Annotated in this window: 12 protein-coding genes; 3 read left to right on the forward strand and 9 right to left on the reverse strand. The window is 67.7% G+C overall.

Features of this window, described 5'->3' with window-relative positions; all coding sequences use genetic code 11:
- Positions 1 to 37: 37 nt before the first annotated feature.
- The 4 genes from infB to HTS88_RS12430 all read right to left on the reverse strand — a co-directional run bounded on the left by infB (position 38) and on the right by HTS88_RS12430 (position 5,213).
- Complete coding sequence (gene infB, locus HTS88_RS12415) at positions 38 to 2,944, reverse strand: translation initiation factor IF-2 (protein ID WP_174178796.1); 2,907 nt, start codon at positions 2,942 to 2,944, stop codon at positions 38 to 40.
- Positions 2,945 to 3,096: 152 nt separating this feature from the next.
- The gene (locus tag HTS88_RS12420; protein WP_174178798.1) at positions 3,097 to 3,453 is read right to left on the reverse strand and encodes a DUF448 domain-containing protein; all 357 of its coding nucleotides are present in this window, start codon (positions 3,451 to 3,453) and stop codon (positions 3,097 to 3,099) included.
- Between the two features lie 165 nt (positions 3,454 to 3,618).
- Complete coding sequence (gene nusA / locus HTS88_RS12425; RefSeq protein ID WP_066274794.1) at positions 3,619 to 4,599, reverse strand: transcription termination factor NusA; 981 nt, start codon at positions 4,597 to 4,599, stop codon at positions 3,619 to 3,621.
- Positions 4,599 to 5,213: a ribosome maturation factor RimP gene (locus HTS88_RS12430; protein WP_174178800.1), complete on the reverse strand. Its 615-nt coding sequence runs from the start codon at positions 5,211 to 5,213 to the stop codon at positions 4,599 to 4,601. The genes nusA and HTS88_RS12430 overlap by 1 nt, the downstream gene beginning before the upstream one ends.
- Positions 5,214 to 5,319: 106 nt before the next feature.
- On the opposite strand from HTS88_RS12430, the gene HTS88_RS12435 reads away from it, so the two are divergent.
- From HTS88_RS12435 to HTS88_RS12445, 3 genes are all read left to right on the forward strand, one after another.
- The gene (locus HTS88_RS12435; protein WP_251425139.1) at positions 5,320 to 6,480 is read left to right on the forward strand and encodes a DUF4439 domain-containing protein; all 1,161 of its coding nucleotides are present in this window, start codon (positions 5,320 to 5,322) and stop codon (positions 6,478 to 6,480) included.
- 137 nt (positions 6,481 to 6,617) lie between these two features.
- Positions 6,618 to 7,319 carry a VIT1/CCC1 transporter family protein gene (locus HTS88_RS12440; RefSeq protein ID WP_174178911.1) on the forward strand — a complete coding sequence of 234 codons (702 nt, stop codon included), beginning with the start codon at positions 6,618 to 6,620 and terminating at the stop codon, positions 7,317 to 7,319.
- A 66-nt stretch (positions 7,320 to 7,385) separates the two neighbouring features.
- Entirely contained in the window at positions 7,386 to 8,426 is a 1,041-nt protein-coding gene (locus HTS88_RS12445; protein ID WP_174178802.1) for an aminoglycoside phosphotransferase family protein, read from the forward strand.
- A gap of 56 nt (positions 8,427 to 8,482) precedes the next feature.
- Here HTS88_RS12445 and HTS88_RS12450 read toward each other — a convergent pair whose 3' ends face one another.
- From HTS88_RS12450 to ispG, 5 genes are all read right to left on the reverse strand, one after another.
- Positions 8,483 to 9,874 (reverse strand): pyridoxal phosphate-dependent decarboxylase family protein, encoded by a 1,392-nt coding sequence (locus HTS88_RS12450; protein WP_174178804.1) that lies wholly within the window; start codon positions 9,872 to 9,874, stop codon positions 8,483 to 8,485.
- 55 nt (positions 9,875 to 9,929) lie between these two features.
- Positions 9,930 to 10,724 (reverse strand): sulfite exporter TauE/SafE family protein, encoded by a 795-nt coding sequence (locus HTS88_RS12455; protein WP_174178806.1) that lies wholly within the window; start codon positions 10,722 to 10,724, stop codon positions 9,930 to 9,932.
- A gap of 7 nt (positions 10,725 to 10,731) precedes the next feature.
- Positions 10,732 to 12,543, reverse strand: coding sequence for a proline--tRNA ligase (locus tag HTS88_RS12460; RefSeq protein WP_174178808.1), 1,812 nt, complete (start codon positions 12,541 to 12,543; stop codon positions 10,732 to 10,734).
- A 357-nt stretch (positions 12,544 to 12,900) separates the two neighbouring features.
- Positions 12,901 to 13,791 (reverse strand): GNAT family N-acetyltransferase, encoded by an 891-nt coding sequence (locus HTS88_RS12465; RefSeq protein ID WP_174178914.1) that lies wholly within the window; start codon positions 13,789 to 13,791, stop codon positions 12,901 to 12,903.
- Positions 13,754 to 14,920: a flavodoxin-dependent (E)-4-hydroxy-3-methylbut-2-enyl-diphosphate synthase gene (gene ispG / locus HTS88_RS12470; RefSeq protein WP_066274770.1), complete on the reverse strand. Its 1,167-nt coding sequence runs from the start codon at positions 14,918 to 14,920 to the stop codon at positions 13,754 to 13,756. Before ispG ends, HTS88_RS12465 begins: the two co-directional genes overlap by 38 nt.
- Positions 14,921 to 14,949 lie beyond the last annotated feature (29 nt).

The raw sequence follows: 14,949 nt of genomic DNA on the forward strand, positions 1-14,949 counted from the left end.
ATCCCAACGACCCCGCACCCTTTAAGGCTGGAACAGCCTAGACGCGCGGCTTCTCACGCATCTCGAAGGTCTCGATGATGTCGCCTTCGTTAATGTCGTTGTACGAGCCAAGGCCGATACCACACTCGAAGTCCGTGCGGACCTCGGTGGCGTCGTCCTTGAAGCGCTTGAGCGTCTCAACGGTGAGGTTGTCACCGATGATCTTGCCGTCGCGGCTGATGCGTGCCTTCGAATTGCGTCGGATAACACCCGAGCGGACGATCGAGCCGGCGATGTTTCCGAACTTGGAGGAGCGGAAGACTTCGCGGACCTCGGCGGTGCCCAGCTGGACTTCTTCGTATTCCGGCTTGAGCATGCCCTTGAGCGCCATCTCGATGTCATCGATTGCCGAGTAGATGACGGAGTAGAAGCGCATGTCCACGCCTTCGCGGTCTGCCAGTTCGGCAACGCGCTCGGCAGGCTTGACGTTGAAGCCGATGATGACGGCGCTGTCCACTGTTGCCAGGTTGACGTCGTTCTGCGTGATGGCACCAACACCGCGGTGGATGACGCGCAGCTGCACGCCTTCGCCGACGTCGATCTTGAGCAGGGCGTCTTCGAGGGCTTCCACGGCACCGGACACGTCACCCTTGAGGATGAGGTTGAGGGTGTCGATCTTGCCGTCGGCCACTGCCTGGTCGAAGTCTTCCAGGCTGATGCGCTTGCGGCGCTTCGCCAGGGCGGCGTTGCGGTCGGCTGCTTCACGCTTCTCGGCGATCTGGCGGGCGGTGCGCTCGTCAGCGGTCACGAAGAAGGTGTCGCCTGCACGCGGCACGTTGGAGAGACCCAGCACCTGCACGGGGCGGGACGGGCCGGCCTCGGTCAGGGCGCTGCCGTCGTCGTCGAACATTGCGCGGACGCGGCCGTGGGCCGTGCCTGCAACGATGGTGTCGCCGACGCGCAAGGTACCGGACTGAACCAGGACGGTGGCAACCGCACCGCGGCCCTTGTCCAGGTTGGCTTCGATCGCGATACCGCGGGCGTCCTTGTTCGGGTTGGCGCGCATGTCCAGGGCAGCGTCCGCGGTGAGCAGGACGGCCTCGAGCAGCTCGTCGATGTTGAGGTTCTGGCGGGCAGAGACCTCCACGAACATGGTGTCGCCACCGTACTCTTCCGGAACCAGGCCGTACTCGGTCAGCTGGCCGCGGACCTTGTCCGGGTTGGCGCCTTCCTTGTCGATCTTGTTCACGGCCACCACGATCGGCACGTTGGCCGCCTGTGCGTGGTTGAGGGCTTCAACGGTCTGCGGCATGACGCCGTCGTCCGCTGCAACCACCAGGATGGCGATGTCGGTGACCTTCGCACCACGGGCACGCATGGCGGTGAACGCCTCGTGGCCGGGGGTGTCGATGAAGGTGATCTTGCGGTCGTCGCCTTCGTGGTTGTGCGTGACCTGGTAGGCACCGATGTGCTGGGTGATGCCGCCGTGCTCGCCGGCCATGACGTCGGACTTGCGGATGGCATCGAGCAGGCGGGTTTTACCGTGGTCCACGTGGCCCATGACGGTGACAACCGGAGGACGGGCCTCAAGTTCTTCGTCGCCTTCGGCTTCGAGTTCGGCATCGAAGTCGATGTCGAACCCGGAGAGCAGCTCGCGCTCCTCGTCTTCCGGGGACACAACCTGGAGCTTGTAGCCAAGCTCCTCGCCCAGCAGGGCAAAGGTCTCTTCATCCAGCGACTGCGTGGCCGTGGCCATTTCACCGAGGTGGAAGAGGACGGTCACCAGCGCGGCGGGGTTTGCCTCGATCTTGTCGGCGAAGTCCGTGATGGACGAGCCGCGGCGCAGCCGGATCACAGTGTTGCCGTCGCCGCGGGGTACGCTCACGCCACCCAGCGACGGGGCACTCATCTGCTCAAGTTCCTGGCGCTTTGCACGCTTCGACTTGCGCTGCTTGCCACGTCCGGCGCCGCCCTTGCCGAAGGCACCCTGGGTGCCGCCGCGGCCGCGGCCGCCCTTGCCGAAGCCACCGCCGGCGGGAGCACCGCCGCCGCCACCGGGACCGCCGGTTCCGGGAGCGCCACCGGGGCGTCCGGGACCACGGCCACCGGCACCGGGACGGCCTGCACCAGCGGGTGCGGGACGTTCAGTGCGGTTGGGCATCATGCCGGGAGTAGGACGGTTCCCGCCGGCGCCACCGGGGCGCGGTGCACCCGGGCGGGGGCCACCGGCACCTGCTGCGGGACGGGGACCGCCCGCACCTGCTGCGGGGCGCGGACCACCGGGACGGGGGCCGCCGGCACCTGCTGCGGGACGCGGACCACCGGGACGGTCGCCGTCGGTGCGGCTTCCACCCGGACGGGGCATGCCCTGTGAGGTGGCAAACGGGTTGTTGCCGGGACGGGGAGCACGCTCGCCGTCGCCGCCGCGGCCGCGGGGCATGCCCTGGGACGTGGCGAAGGGGTTGTTGCCCGGGCGGGGACCGCCGGGACGGGGAGCCGAGCCGCCCTGCCCCGAGCCGCCGGAGCGGGCAGGTGCAGCGGGGGTTTCAGCCTTGGGTGCCGGGCGTGCGCCGGGCTTCGCTCCGGTGGACGGAGCGGCCGGGGCGGGTGCAGCCGGAGCTGCGGGGGCGCTGGCAGCGGGGGCTGCCGGAGCAGCCGCCTGTGCCGGTGCAGCCGGAGCGGGAGCCTCAGCCTTGGGGGCCGGAGCCTTCGGAGCTGCCGGACCGGGTGCCGGTGTTGAAGGACGCGCCTCTGCCGCCGGAGCGGCTGCCTTGGGGGCGGCTGCCGGTGCGGCAGCCTTGGGGGCGGCGTCGGGGAAGGCGTTGCGCAGTTTGCGCACAACGGGGGCCTCAATGGTTGAAGAGGCAGAGCGAACGAATTCGCCCAGTTCCTGCAGTTTTGTCACTGCATCTTTGGAAGTAATACCGAGCTCTTTGGCGAGCTCATGTACGCGGACCTTGGCCACATTTCTCCTGTCTCGGTCCGCACCGAGCCAGGCACGAACCGTCTACTTCTTACTGCGGGCCCAAGCCGCAAATGCTGCAGAAGGGCCCATTGCAGAGCGCAACAAAGTTGTCATCGTTGCGCACTCATCGCTGGGAACTCATCGGGTTTCCATCAGTTTTCTGACCCGCTTTCAGGTTGGACGATTGGTGTTGCAGTTGCCGGAACGCGTGCAACGCTCGGACCTGACGTGATCCGGCGTTCGACGGCGGCGGTACCGGTCGCTCCCCGCAGGGCACGTCCGAATGCTCGCCGCTTCAACGCCAGAGCCAGGCACGATTCGCTGGGATGCAGCCATGCACCCCGGCCAGCCATCCGGCGTCGTTCATCCACCAGGACAGCGTTTGATCCGCTGCCTTCGGCGACGAGCCGGAGTAACTCATTCCGCGCACCCTTCTTCCGGCATCCGATGCAGGTACGCTCCGGCTGATTCCCGCTTGCTACTGGCACGGTCATCTTCCTGACGTTCATATCTGCTGGCCTCGGACGGCCTTCCTCCGGTGTGAACGGAATGGGGCACGCCCAGGGCGCACGGCTGCCGGCCGTTAGGCGCGGTCTTTACTATTCTAGCCCCTCCCGGCCTGTCTGCCCGAAACTGCGCGTGCGATTCGAGGACGGGAGGGCGTCGAAATCTGTTCAGTTATCGCGGGCAGCCGCGGCGTCGGACACGATGTCGATCCGCCAGCCGGTCAGCTTGGCCGCCAGCCGGGCGTTCTGGCCCTCTTTGCCGATGGCCAGGGACAGCTGGTAGTCCGGGACCACCACGCGCGCCGAACGCGTGGCTTCATCCGTGATGGTGACCGAATTCACGCGCGACGGCGAAAGGGCGCTGGCGATGAAGGTAGCCGGATTCTCGCTGAAGTCGACGATGTCGATCTTTTCGTCGTTCAGTTCGGTCATCACGGCGCGGACCCGGGATCCCATTTCGCCGATGCAGGCACCCTTGGCGTTGATGCCGGGAACGTTTGCCTTGACGGCAATCTTGGTGCGGTGGCCGGCTTCGCGGGCCAGGGCAACGATCTCGACCGAGCGGTCCGCAATTTCGGGCACTTCGAGTTCGAAGAGCTTGCGGACGAGGCCCGGGTGGGACCGGGACAGGGTGACGGACGGGCCCTTGGAGCCGCGGTGGACGTCGATAACCAACGCACGCAGCCGGTTGCCGTGGATGTACTTTTCCCCGGGAACCTGCTCCGGCGGCGGCAGCAGCGCCTCCACGGAACCCAGGTTGACCTGGATCATGTGCGGGTTGTTGCCCTGCTGGATGGTGCCGGAGACCAGTTCGCCCTCACGGCCTTTGAACTCGCCCAGGACGTTGTCGTCCTCAACGTCGCGCAGGCGCTGAAGGATGATCTGGCGTGCGGTGCTGGCAGCGATCCGGCCGAAGCCTTCGGGAGTGTGCTCGAACTCGCCGATGGGGGCGCCGTCGTCGTCAATCTCCACAGCCCAGATGGTCACATGGCCGCTCTTGCGGTCCAGCTCGGCACGGGCCTTTTCGAAGGCGCCGGGCGACTTGTGGTACGCCACCAGGAGCGCCTGCTCAATGGTGGGGATCAGGAGGTCCAGCGGGATTTCACGCTCACGCTCCAGAAGTCTCAGTGCGCTCATGTCAATATCCATCAGGCCTCCTCAGAAGGTCCATTGTGTCCAGGTTCCAGACCATCCCCATTGAGGTGGCTGAATTCGATCTCGACTTTTCCGTTGCGGATCCTGTCGAAAGGAAGTTTTATGGGGTCGCCTTGTTTGGGCTTCATGCCCTTTTTCACGGCGATCTCCGGCACGATGGTGACTCCGTCACCGTCCACCGACGTGATCCGGCCCATGACGTTCTCGCCCTGGACAACGTTGATCCTGGCCATGCGGCCCTTGGCCCGGTGCCAGTGCCGCGGTTCCGTCAGCGGGCGCCCGACGCCGGGAGAGGACACCTCAAGGTCATAGGGCCGGCCGTCGTCTCCGGGATCGTTGTCCAGGACGTCGGAGAGGATTTTTGAGATGTCGGCGATGACGTCAAGGCTGACGCCGCCGGTTTCCTCCTGCGGAAGGTCCACCACGACGTGGACTACCCGGTGGGAACCGGCCACGATGGCCACGTCTTCCAGGTAAAGGCGGTTGGCCTGGACCGCGGGTTCAAGGAGTGCGCGGAGCCGGTCAGCTTCCGGGTTGTGTGCGGGGGCGGCTTCAGCCTTACCCGTTCCGGTTTGGTCTGATGAAGCCGTGGCTTCTGCGTTGCTCACGATGCCGCGCCGCCTCCCTTATAGATGATGTTGTGTGTACTAGCGTAGCTATTTTACCGGTCCGGTGGGGCGGAGATCCCCCGGCGTCGTGACACCATGGTCTGTTGTGAAAGAAGACGATCCGGAAAACCGCCCAAAGCTGCGCTATTTCCGGTACGCCGTTATTTCCTTCACAGCCCTGGTTGTGCTCAGCCTGGGCTTCTCGCTGATTCCCGCTGATCCGCCGGCGCCCGCGGATCCCCCGTTCTCCGAGCAGGCCAGGGCGGCCGCCCTGCAGGATTCGCTGGATCTGCGTGCTGCGGCCGGGCGGCTTTCAGCCAGCGCGGCAGCAGGCGGCGGCGCAGGCCCGGCCGCCGCGGACAAGACTGTGACATTGCTGACCCTGCAGGCCCGCGCCCTCCTTTCGCCGGCAGATCCTTCCGCCGCGGAGGATGACCCGGCGTCTGCCACTACCCTGCCGTCCGGCCAGTCCGGTCCGGCCGCCGGGGCGGCAACGACGGCGGAGCCCACGCTCGCAGGGCTGGCTTCCGCGCTCTCGGCCAGTGGTGTCCAGCGCCTGACCGATGCGGCAACGGCCGACGGCGGGATGGCACGGCTGCTGGCCGGTGCCGGCACCGCCCAGCTGCTCGCGGCGGAGGACCTTGCCGCCGCCGCGGGCGTCCCCGCGGAAACGCTTCCCCATGCCGGTGCGGCAGTTTCTCCGGCCGCGGGCGCGCCGGCGAGCGATTCTACGGCGTCAGCCTGTCCGTCAATCCTTCCGGCACCCGCTGCCGCAGGGCAGGAACCATCTGCCGCGGGCATGTCTGCTGTACTGGGCAGTGCGTTGTCCGCAGCTGTGGCGGCCGAGCAGCAGGGCCTCTACGCCTACCAGGCTGCACTCCCACGCCTTGGCGCTGGCGATGCTCCGGCAGCGGAGGCCTTCCTGGGGCAGCACCGGGAACTCGCTGCCCAGGCCGCGGCGCACACCCGTGCCGCCTGCAGCGCCCCGCCCGCGCAGCCGCCGGGCTTCGTGCTGGACCCGGGCTTCCTCGCGAACCCCCGCGACGGACTGGCCCGCCTGGAAGTTGCGTCGCTGTCCGCCTACGGGGATGTCATTGCGCAGGCAGACGGCGGTCTGCGGAGCTGGGCGATCGCCGCCCTGCAGTCCGCCGCGCGGCGCGCTGCCCACTGGGACGGCGGTGTAGGGCCGGTTCCCGGCCTCCCGCTCGACGAGGACCGGCTTCCGGAGCTTCCGGCCAGCCCTGCTCCCGCATCCACCGGAACGTGAACTCCCGTGGGCCATGGCGGCGGCCTGCCGAGGGGGTGGCCCCGGCGGGGTTCTGATGGTTTGCTGAAGGCATGGATGCACAGGACCCGTCCCAGCCTGCGGGCACGGACGCCGCGAGCCCCGAACTCCGCCGCCATATGGAGACTGAACCGCATGGAACAGACATCGCCCAACGGCTGAACTGGCTCCGGGCGGGTGTCCTGGGCGCAAACGACGGCATTGTCTCGGTCGCGGCGATCGTGGTGGGTGTGGCAGGAGCTACTTCCGAAACGGGTCCCATCCTCGCCGCCGGCGCCGCCGGGCTGGTGGGCGGAGCGGTGTCCATGGCACTCGGCGAGTACGTCTCCGTGAGCAGCCAAAGCGACAGCCAGCGGGCCCTGATCGAGAAGGAACGCCGGGAGCTGGCCGAGGAACCGGAAGAGGAACTCGCCGAACTCACCGCCATCTACCAGGCCAAGGGCCTCAGCCCGGAAACGGCCGGGAAGGTCGCTGAGGAGCTCACAGCCCACGACGCCCTGGCGGCGCACCTTTCCGCCGAACTCAACATCGACGAGACGGACATCGTGAGTCCGTGGCACGCAGCCTTCGCCTCGGCCGTGGCTTTTGTCATCGGCGCCATACTGCCGATGCTGGCGATCCTTCTCCCCCCGCCCGGGATCCGGGTTCCCCTGACCTTCGCCGCTGTCCTGGTGGCACTGGCGCTGACAGGGACGCTGGGTGCCTGGATTGGCGGCGGGTCGAAAACCCGGGCAGCAGTCCGGGTGGTGGTGGGCGGCGCCCTGGCACTCGCTGCCACCTTCAGCATTGGCACCATGCTCGGCGCCACGGGTGTCGTGTAGGGAACCTGCCGTCCGCTGATGCGTGCAGGCCACACGGCAGGGCCCGATGCACCTAGGCTGGGACTGATGAGCCAGCCAACGGCAGTACCAGTCCCGCCGGACCTTTCCGTGCGCTACGCCCGCACCGCCGCCGGACGGGAGTGGCTCGCTTCCCTGCCCGGCGTCACTGCGGGCCTGCTGGAGCGGTGGCGGCTCGTGCCGGACCTCGCCCCTGGCTCACTGCCGTGGAACGGCCACGGCGCGGTAGTGGTACCGGTACGCCGGGAGGACGGCCGGCCCGCAGCCCTCAAGATCGCCTTCCCGCACGAGGAAGCGCGCGTTGAGCGGCATGCGCTGGCGTTATGGGGCGGGCACGGCGCCGTCGCACTGCTGGCGGCCGACGCCGGCACCTGTTCCATGCTCCTCGAAAGGCTGGACGCAGTGCGCTCCCTGGCTAGCGTCCCCATGGCTGACGCCGCGGCCGTGTGGGGCGGGCTTGTGCGGCAGTTGAGCCTTGTTCCGGACGACCGGCCGCAGTGGCGGGAATTCGAGCACATTGCCGCTCGCGCCGAACAGTGGAGCGACGACCTCCCCGCGGACTGGGAACAGCTCGGCCGCCCCTTTCCACGGTGGCTGCTGGAAGCGGCGCTTGAGGTGTGCCAGACGCGGGGCGCGGTGGGGCGTCGCTCGGGGCGGGACGTTCTGGTCCACACGGACCTGCACTTCCTCAACATCCTGGCCAGGCCGGATGGTGAAGCAACGGCTGGGAGGCCAATGGCTGAAGCCTTCGCCGCCATCGATCCGCAGCCCATGGTCGGCGAAGCGGAGTTCGGCCTGGCGCCGCTGTTGTGGAACCGGCTGCAGGAGCTGCCGCTGAACCAGCCTGAATCCGGCCTGCGGCAGCGCTGCGCGGACTTCAGCGCCGCTGCCGGGCTTGACCCTGACGCCGCGCGGGAGTGGGCCCTTGCCAGGGAGGTGGCAAACGCGCTGGGGTACGTCGGGCAGCCAGGCCACCGCGGCGACCTGGCGCGGTCACTCTGGGTTGCCAGCACCCTCGCCGGCCGCACCCTGGAGGGACTGCCGCCTGCCCATGCACTGCCGGAGCCCGGCCAGATGCCCGGCACGTAATACCCAACCGGGCACGGCTTTCTCCTGCACACCGGGCGGTGGGCACTATGCAGCGGTCAGCCGCCGCGCACGGCGGAGAACGCGGCTTTGACCGCGTCCACGGCAGTCCGGACCTCGTCTTCCGAGGTATGCCAGTTGCTGACCGAGACGCGCAGGATGTCCCGGTCCCGCCAGCGGGAGCCGGACATCCACACCCTGCCATCGGCGATGATCCGCGCGGTCACTGCGCGGGTGGTCGCGTCGTCGCCGAATGCCAGGCACACCTGGGTATAGCCGACGTCGTTCAGTACCTCCACGCCCTCTTCCCCGGCGAGGCCTGCTGCGATGTCCGCGGCAGCCGCAGCCAGCCCCCGCACCTGTGCTGCGACGCCGTCGCTGCCGAGGCTCTTCAGCGCCGCCCAGACGGGAACGCCGCGTGCGCGCCGCGACAGTTCGGGGACCTTCTCGAACGGATCGCCGGGCCCTTCGGCGTCGTGCACCAGGTAACTGGCGTGCAGGCCCATGGCCGAACGGAGGGCTGAAGCGTCCCTGACGATGGCTATGCCGCAGTCGTAAGGCACGTTGAGCGTCTTGTGGGCATCGGTGCCCCACGAATCAGCCTCCTCGTAACCGCGGGTCAGGCTCCGCAGCTCGGGCGCTGCCGCTGCCCACAGGCCGAACGCGCCGTCGATGTGCACCCATGCGCCATGCTTCCGGGCAACACGGATCGCTTCGGGGAAGGGATCAAAGGCGCCCGAATGGAGGTTTCCCGCCTGCAGGCAGACCAATGCGGGGCCCGACCCTTCAGCCAGTAGCGCGTCCAAAGCTCCCGGGATCAACCGTCCCTGGCTGTCGGCATCCACTACCGCGGGCTTGCCCAGGCCCAGGTAGCGGAGGCCGAGGTCCACGGTGTCATGCCGTTCCCGCCCCACCAGACAGCGGATCCGCGGAGCGCCAAACAGCCCGTCGCGGTCCAGGTCCCAGCCGGCGTCCGCAAGCAACCGCCACCGTGCGGCGGCCATGCCCGTGAAGTTGGCCATGGTGGCACCGGTAACAAAGCCCACGTCGGCACCGGACGGGAGCCCCAGCAACTCCAGGAGCCAGTGGCCTGCGCTCTCCTCGATCGCTGCCATGGCCGGGGTGGCATACCGGAGCCCGGCGTTCTGGTCCCAGGCGCTGACCAGCCAGTCCGAAGCGAGGGCGGCAGGCAGGGTCCCGCCGATCACCCAGCCGAAGAACCGGCCGGAGGGCATGGCCATCAGACCCGGTTCCGCCGTCCTTGCCAGGAGGTCCACCACATCCTCGGCGGGCATGCCGCCCCGGGGCATCGGCCCGCCGAAGGAATCCGTGAGGTCGTGGGCTGCCGCCGCCGGTCCCACCCGCCGGCCGGGAAGGCTTCGCAGCCAGGCGGTGGAGTGCCGTACCGCCGCCGCCAGGGCACGGACGTAGTCGTCGTCGCCGTGTGACATACCTGCATGCTACGCCCCACTGCCAGCGCCCACGAGGCCCTGGTGACGGGCAATATCAGGCGAAGTTTTCCTGCCAGACGTCGTAGCCGAGCTTAATGATCAATGCCGACACCACCAGCAGGAAGACCACCCTGACGAACCGGCTCCCTTGCTTCACGGCCGTCCTGGCGCCCAGGTAACCGCCGGCCATGTTCGCCGCCCCCAGCAGCAGGCCCACGCCCCACAGGATGGACCCGTGGGGCAGGAAAAACAGCAGTGCCCCCGCGTTGGTGGCCATGTTGACGATTTTTGCCTTGGCGCTGGCCTCAAGGAAGGCATACCCCATGGCCGAGACCAGCGCGATGACCAGGAAAGAGCCCGTCCCCGGCCCGATGAGGCCGTCGTAGAAACCTATGACGGCTCCGATCAGGCAGGCCACCACATAGTGCTTGTGGCCATCGTGGCGCAGCGCGGTGATGCCGCCGACGTCCGGTTTCAGGGCTGTGAAAAGCGCGACGGCGACCAGCGCCGTGACGATGATGGGCTTGAACACGCTGGCGGGCAGGTTTGCCGCCAGGACGGCACCGCCAAAGCTGCCCGCCAGGGCAATTACCGCCATGGGCAGGGCCGTCTTCAGGTCGGGCCCAACCCGCCGGTAGTAGGTGGCGGCGCTCGTGGCGGTACCGAAGATGGACCCCATTTTGTTCGTGGCCAGCGCCTGGACGGGGGTGATCCCAGGGACCAGCAGCAGGGCCGGGAGCTGGATCAGCCCGCCCCCGCCCACCACTGCGTCAACCCATCCGGCGGCAAAGCCGGCCAGCACGATCAAAAGGAGAGTTGCCAGCCCGAGGGATTCGAGTCCGAACTCCACCGTTGCGTCAGTTGGTGCGGACAGCGTTGACTACGTAGTCAACAGCCTTGTCCACCGCCACGTTCTCGGCGTCGCCGCTGCGGCGGTCCTTGATCTCCACAACGCCGTCCACCAGGCCGCGTCCGACAGCCAGGATGGTGGGAACGCCCACCAGTTCCGCGTCCCCGAACTTGACCCCGGGCGATACCTTGGGCCGGTCGTCGAGGAGGACGTCGAGCCCCGCTGCCTCAAGTTCGGCTGCGAGCCGCTCTGCGGTTGCGAAGATCTCCTCGCCCTTGCCCACCGCGACGACATGGACATCGGCCGGGGCAACAGCCCGCGGCCAGACGAGTCCCCTGGCGTCGTGGTTCGACTCGGCCAGTGCTGCAACGGCCCGGGTGACACCGACACCGTAGGAGCCCATGGTGACGGTGACCTGCTTGCCGTTCTGGTCCAGGACCTTCAGTTCCAGGGCTTCTGCGTACTTGCGGCCGAGCTGGAAGATGTGCCCCATCTCGATGCCGCGGGCAGTCTCCAGCGGGCCGGAACCGTCCGGGGCGGGGTCGCCTTCGCGGACGTCGGTGCACTCGATGACGCCGTCCCACGTGAAGTCGCGTCCGGCCACCAGGCCGTAGACGTGCTTGCCGGCCTCGTTGGCGCCGGTGATCCAGGAGGTGCCGCGGACCACGCGGGGGTCCACCAGGTACAGGAGCTTCGTTGCGCTTTCGGCGCCCAGCAGGGGCTCGTCAAGTGACAGGCCGGGACCAAGGTATCCCTTGACGATGAGCGGCTGCTTCTTGAGGTCGTCGTCGTTGGCCGCTTCCAGGCCGATCTCCCCGCCGATGGGCAGGAACGAGCCGATGTTTGCCTCAACGCGCTTCAGGTCCACGCCGCGGTCGCCCGGTACGCCGATGACTACCAGCTGGCGCTCTCCGGTGGGCAGGGTGACGGCGAGCACCACGTTCTTCAGCGTGTCGGCGGCAGTCCACGCGCCGCCGTCGGCCTCGCTGCGGTGCGCGATCTGGTTGGAGGCGGCCACCAGCGTGTCGATGGTGGGCGTGTCCGGGGTGTCGCGGACTTCGGCGGCGGGGGCCGCGCTGAAGTCGATGTCCGCCGGGACAACCGTGGTGACGGCCTCAACGTTGGCTGCGTAGCCGCCTGCGGAGCGCACGAACGTGTCCTCGCCGATGTCCGTCGGGTGCAGGAATTCCTCGCTCTTGGACCCGCCCATGGCACCGGCCGTCGCGGTAACGGGAATGACCTCCAGGCCCAGGCGCTCGAAGATGCGCAGGTAGGCACCGCGGTGGGCGGCGTAGCTGGCGTCCAGGCCGGCGTCGTCAACGTCGAACGAGTAGGAGTCCTTCATGATGAACTCGCGTCCGCGCAGGAGGCCCGCCCGGGGACGGGCCTCGTCACGGTACTTGTTCTGGATCTGGTAGAGGCTCAGCGGGAGGTCCTTGTAGGACGAGTACAGGTCCTTGACCAGCAGGGTGAACATTTCCTCGTGGGTGGGGGCCAGCAGGTAGTCGGCACCCTTGCGGTCCTGGAGCCGGAACAGTCCCTCGCCGTACTCGGTCCAGCGGTTGGTGGCCTCATACGGTTCGCGGGGCAGGAGGGCCGGGAAATGGACTTCCTGCGCCCCAATGCCGGCCATCTCCTCCCGGATGATGGCTTCCACTTTGCGGAGCACGCTCAATCCCAGCGGCAGCCAGGTGTAGATGCCCGGGGCGGCGCGGCGGATGTAGCCTGCGCGGACCAGGAGCCGGTGGCTTGCCACTTCGGCGTCGACGGGATCTTCACGCAGGGTGCGCAGGAACAGCTGGGACAGTCTTGTAACCACGGGTGGGTATCCGTTTCTGGGGAGGTGCTGGAGCAACAGCAGGCCGGGCATTTCGTCTGGGTACTAATCTACCGGCTTGCGGGGGCCTTTCCGGCGGCCCGGTTGTGAGGGGCGCCGCCCGGCAGACAAAACACCCTGGAACGCAGTTGAGCCACGCCCGGACATGCAAAGCCCCTGGCCCCCCAAGAGGCTGGTCATCGCATCCGGGCGTGGCTCGACGCCGTTATCGCCCAAGTACTGGTGAGGACTGGTGAGACCGCCCACGCCACTCCAGCGCAGCTAGATCGAACCTATGTGATGCAGCGCACGATGACAAGTGCTTCCCATTTTCCTGCCATCAACGGACACCTCAATCGCCTAGAAGAGCACGGTCGCGAAGGTCCCCACCTGGTTGAAGCCCACCCGCTCGTAGGTTGCCCGCGCCCGGGTGTTGAAGCCGTTGACGTAGAGGCTGGTGACGGGCGCGATCTTCCGTGCCTGCTCCACCACCGAAGCCATGTACCCGGCGCTCAGGCCCTGGCCCCGGTACACCGGGTTCATCCAGACACCCTGGATCTGCGTGACCTCGGAGGTGACGGCACCGAGCTCGGCCTTGAACACCACCTCGCGGGCTTCGTTCAGGTGCACCAGGGAGTGGCCCTGCCGGATCAGCCCTTCCACGCGGCGGCTGTAGAATTCCCTGCCGCCCAGGAAGGGTGAATACCCCACTTCCTCTTCGAACATGGCGGCGCAGGCCGGCAGGATGCGGTCGAAGTCCGCCAGGTTTCCACGCCCCAGCCCCGGGTTCGGCTCCACGGAGGGCGGCTCCGTGATGGTCATCAACGGCTGGTCTGGGCGGACTTCGTGCGCACGGTGTCCCAGTTCAACAAGCTCCGCGTGCAGCGCGAGCACTGCGGTGGCCGGCCCGAAGGCGGATGCGTAGCGGCGTCCGGACCTGTTCGCGGCGGCAGCCACCACTCCGGCCAGGGTGGGATCAAGCTGGACCGGCACCAGGTTGGCTCCGGCCCAGCACGCACCGGCCAGGATGCCGTCGTCGAACACGCCCAGGACACCGGCACCGCCGCTGGTGGGAGCGGCGGTGCCGGCTGCGCGCAGGTGCGCGAGGATGAACACGTTGGAGACCGGATCACGCTGCGCCAGGAGTACCAGGGCAGCAGTGTCGTCCCCGTCAAGGGTGCGGACGGAAATCCCCGGCGGGTCGGGGACGTCCTTACGAGACGCTAACCACGGGGCTACCCTTGACAGCATCTTCGCCATCGGCCTCCCCCATCTCTTCCGCGATACGCATGGCCTCTTCGATCAGTGTCTCAACAATCTGGCTCTCGGGGACAGTCTTGATGACCTCGCCCTTCACAAAGATCTGGCCCTTGCCGTTGCCTGAGGCAACACCAAGATCGGCTTCGCGGGCTTCACCGGGTCCGTTCACCACGCAGCCCATGACGGCTACGCGCAGCGGAATCTCCATTCCCTCGAGCCCGGCAGTGACCTGCTCGGCCAGCGTGTACACGTCCACCTGGGCACGGCCGCAGGAGGGGCAGGAGACGATTTCGAGCTTGCGGGGACGCAGGTTGAGGGACTGAAGGATCTGGTTTCCCACCTTGATTTCCTCCACCGGCGGGGCCGAGAGGGATACCCGGATGGTGTCGCCGATGCCCTTGGACAGGAGCGCGCCGAAGGCCGTGGCCGACTTGATGGTGCCCTGGAACGCCGGGCCGGCCTCGGTGACGCCAAGGTGCAGGGGCCAGTCGCCCTTTTCCGCCAGCATCTCGTAGGCCGCCACCATGATGACGGGGTCGTTGTGCTTGACCGAGATCTTGAAGTCGTGGAAACCATGCTCCTCGAAGAGGGACGCTTCCCAGACAGCAGATTCCACGAGGGCTTCGGGGGTGGCCTTGCCGTATTTCTTGAGGATGCCCGGTTCCAGGGATCCGGCGTTCACGCCAATGCGGATGGACGTCCCGTGGTCGCGGGCGGCAGCTGCGATTTCCTTGACCTGGTCATCGAACTTGCGGATGTTGCCCGGGTTGACGCGCACTGCCGCGCAGCCGGCCTCGATCGCCGCGAAGACGTACTTGGGCTGGAAGTGGATGTCCGCAATCACCGGGATCTGCGACTTCCGGGCAATGATGGGCAGTGCCTCGGCATCGTCAGCGGAAGGGCAGGCGACGCGAACGATGTCGCAGCCGGACGCTGTCAGTTCCGCAATCTGCTGCAGGGTGGCGTTGATGTCCGTGGTGGGGGTGGTGGTCATGGACTGCACGCTGATGGGCGAGTCAGATCCCACGCCCACGGAACCGACTTTGATCTGCCGGGTCTTGCGGCGGGGGGCAAGGACGGGTGGCGGTGCTGAGGGCATTCCCAGGCTGACCGAGGTCACGTGGACTCCTAGAGATTGAAAAAGGGAGG

The sequence above is a fragment of the Pseudarthrobacter oxydans genome, assembly GCF_013314975.1.
GTDB lineage: Bacteria > Actinomycetota > Actinomycetes > Actinomycetales > Micrococcaceae > Arthrobacter > Arthrobacter oxydans.

What these genes read in the sequence shown, in the direction of transcription:
- HTS88_RS12420 (WP_174178798.1), bottom strand. Translation starts at nt 3,453, where the DNA reads ATGAACGTCAGGAAGATGACCGTGCCAGTAGCAAGCGGGAATCAGCCG.
- nusA (WP_066274794.1), bottom strand. Translation starts at nt 4,599, where the DNA reads ATGGATATTGACATGAGCGCACTGAGACTTCTGGAGCGTGAGCGTGAA.
- HTS88_RS12440 (WP_174178911.1), top strand. Translation starts at nt 6,618, where the DNA reads ATGGAGACTGAACCGCATGGAACAGACATCGCCCAACGGCTGAACTGG.
- HTS88_RS12445 (WP_174178802.1), top strand. Translation starts at nt 7,386, where the DNA reads ATGAGCCAGCCAACGGCAGTACCAGTCCCGCCGGACCTTTCCGTGCGC.
- HTS88_RS12450 (WP_174178804.1), bottom strand. Translation starts at nt 9,874, where the DNA reads ATGTCACACGGCGACGACGACTACGTCCGTGCCCTGGCGGCGGCGGTA.
- HTS88_RS12465 (WP_174178914.1), bottom strand. Translation starts at nt 13,791, where the DNA reads ATGCTGTCAAGGGTAGCCCCGTGGTTAGCGTCTCGTAAGGACGTCCCC.